Here is a 2,721-nt window from a genome sequence, read left to right on the forward strand (position 1 = left end):
TCCAGCCTGTGATTGCGCGGAACACAGGCTGGAAGCCTATGCCACTAATCGTGAGCCTATTCACGCGGGTCGTTCAAAACCCCAGGACGCAGCCAGAGCGTCCGCGGCTTGTTCGACATCAGTGATTTCGCCCCAGCCGCCGTTTCGCAGAAACGCATGGGCAAACTCGTGAGCGATCACGTAGTGCGCGAACGCTTCGCTCGCGTCAGCCAATTTGCTCCGCAGAATCACACAGCGACTGCCGTTTCCATCGATTCCGGGGGCGGGCATCAGAAACGACCAGCCCACACCGGGAACGTAATTGTCAATTTCAACTCGAAAGCGTTCATCGCTCAAAAAGTCTGCCTGCACGTCCTCCGGCAACTGCTTCAAGACAGTCAACACCCTTTGCTGCAAGACAGGGAACTCCGCAAACGGTGCGGTGTATTCGGTGAACGACATGGCAAACAATTGGATGATAAACGGGGATGACGCGAAGGGGCGGAAGATGTTCCGGTGACGACCAGTCCACTCTTCGGCTCCTCATCGAGAGTCAAAAGCAGCGTGGTTCGAGTTTAAAGCACGCGAATCAATGACGCCTCCCCGATTCGACCGTGCACCGCGAATCTTGCAGCCTTGCTCCGGTTTCACCCAAAAGCGTATTTGTCAACAAAGGTCTCTCTCATTCCGCCGAAGCAAGGACGCTCGCGATGACTGAATTCTATCGACGATTGCTGCTGTGTCTGTGCGTCACCTCTTTGGCTGGAACCCTACCGTCCGAAGCAAATGCGGCACCAACCGAGCAGAACCTATCCGCGACGCAACAACTTGCTCCCGCGTCAAATGTCCCCAACTTGCGAGACGTCGGGCAACCCGAAGCGGTCATTTCGCCAAATGCAGCTTCGCGTCTTGATGCATCAAATCCCGTCGCTCTCGTCTCCGCAGAAGACGATTTGGCTGCGGAAACGTCTTCTGCGGTGCTTGAGAACAAACAAGAAGAAGTTGCCGCAGAGCTTCGCGTCGCGATGCTGCAAGAGAAGCAAGAGGCGGAGTCGGCTGGAAACGACAACGACCAACCCAGCGCTGATTCCAGTCGGGTCGACCTACTCAAGCAGATCGATGTCGTCATCGCACAACAACAGTCGGCAACTTCGTCGAACGAAGACCACGATGCGCAAGTCGCCTCGCTCAAGCAACTTCTGACTCGGCTCGCAGACGGAAAAATCGAGGACAAGACACCGCCGTACTCGATCGTGTTCCAAGACGGACTCAAAGAATCCGTCCGCAATGCGAACACCCGACTTCTTTCAGCCGAGTCGTCTGTCGTCTCAGCTCGCGACGCTGCGGAAACTGCCAAACTCGAATCGGACGACCGCGCAAGGACGCTCCGCCAACTGAAAGAAACGTCCACATCAGCAACGGAAAACGAGATTCAAATCGCCGAGCTGGAGCAAAAGCTTGCCGAAGAGATGCTCGTGCTCCGTCGCCAAGAGCTATCGATCGCCGAAGCCAATCAAACGATCGCCAAACTGCAGCTCGAGATCGAAGAAGAGAAGCTGGCGATCGTGGGTGATCACATCGTCTTCACTCGTGAAATGCTCGAGCAAAAACTGGATGACTTCGACCTTCGAGAGATCGAACTGAAGCAGCAAGTCGCACGCCTCAAGAACGAACTGCACTTCGCCGAACGCCGCTGGATGGCGGCCCGACAAGAAACGGATTCCACGCCCAACGCTGGACCTGAGCTGATCGAGCGAGTGGACTCACTCAAAGTCGCACAGATGACTCTTCAGAATCAGTCGTCTTTGATCAACCAACAACTGCAGCGGATCCCGATTCTCAAAAAGGCATGGGAACGTCGCTTTCTTGTCGTAACCAACCAAGCCGAACGCAAGGAACGCCAGGAATGGGTGGAGGAAACCGAGCAACAGATTGAACAAATCGAACGAGATCGAAGAGCAAGGCAGTTCAAACTCGATGAACTAAGAGTCAATCAATCCAACGTCGAAGCCAAAATTGATGCGATCAACGGAACCAACCCCGCGGTCCGTCGATGGCTTGAATCCAAACGTGACTCGTTGGCGAAGCAGGTCGAGCTGTACAACAGCAGCGTCATTTCACTGGACAACGCTGAAAGAACACTTCGACGATTGAAAAACCAAATCGATGGCGAACCAGGAAGGAGCGTCAGCGAAATCATCGAAGACAGCTGGGACCAAACCCAACGAGTTTGGAACTACGAACTAGCCAATATCGATGACACGTCACTCACCGTCGGCAAGGTCTGCAGCAGCGTGCTGCTGCTCTTCATTGGCTTCATGCTCGCTCGCTGGTTCAGCGCACTGCTTGGGCGTCGCCTGCCCAAATGGGGCGTCGAAGAAGCAGCTGCGCACGCCATCGAATCGCTGACCTTCTACGCCTTGTTGATCACGCTCGGACTGACCGCCCTTCGCTACGCCAATGTGCCGCTGACTGTTTTCACCTTCCTCGGCGGGGCGGTGGCAATCGGTGTCGGCTTCGGTAGCCAGAACATTTTGAACAACTTCATCAGCGGCCTGATTTTGCTTGCCGAACGGCCGATCAAGGTCGGCGATCTCGTCAGCGTGGACGGAACGTTGGGCAACGTCACAACCATCGGCGCTCGAAGCACTCAAATTCGAACCGGTGAAAACCAAGACATCATTGTGCCCAACAGCAAATTTTTGGAAAACAACGTCACCAACCTGACCCGCCGCGATGATC

General features: G+C 55.0%; 2 protein-coding genes. One reads left to right on the top strand and one right to left on the bottom strand.

Features of this window, described 5'->3' with window-relative positions; translation table 11 throughout:
* Positions 1-60 precede the first annotated feature (60 nt).
* Positions 61-441 (bottom strand): hypothetical protein, encoded by a 381-nt coding sequence (locus tag B2R17_RS16990; protein WP_008669401.1) that lies wholly within the window; start codon positions 439-441, stop codon positions 61-63.
* A 248-nt stretch (positions 442-689) separates the two neighbouring features.
* Here B2R17_RS16990 and B2R17_RS16995 point away from each other — a divergent pair.
* Positions 690-2,721 (top strand): mechanosensitive ion channel domain-containing protein (locus B2R17_RS16995; protein ID WP_286764924.1); only part of this gene is annotated, 2,032 nt, incomplete at its 3' end.

Source organism: Rhodopirellula sp. UBA1907 (assembly GCF_002337565.1).
GTDB classification, from domain to species: Bacteria; Planctomycetota; Planctomycetia; order Pirellulales; family Pirellulaceae; genus Rhodopirellula; species Rhodopirellula europaea.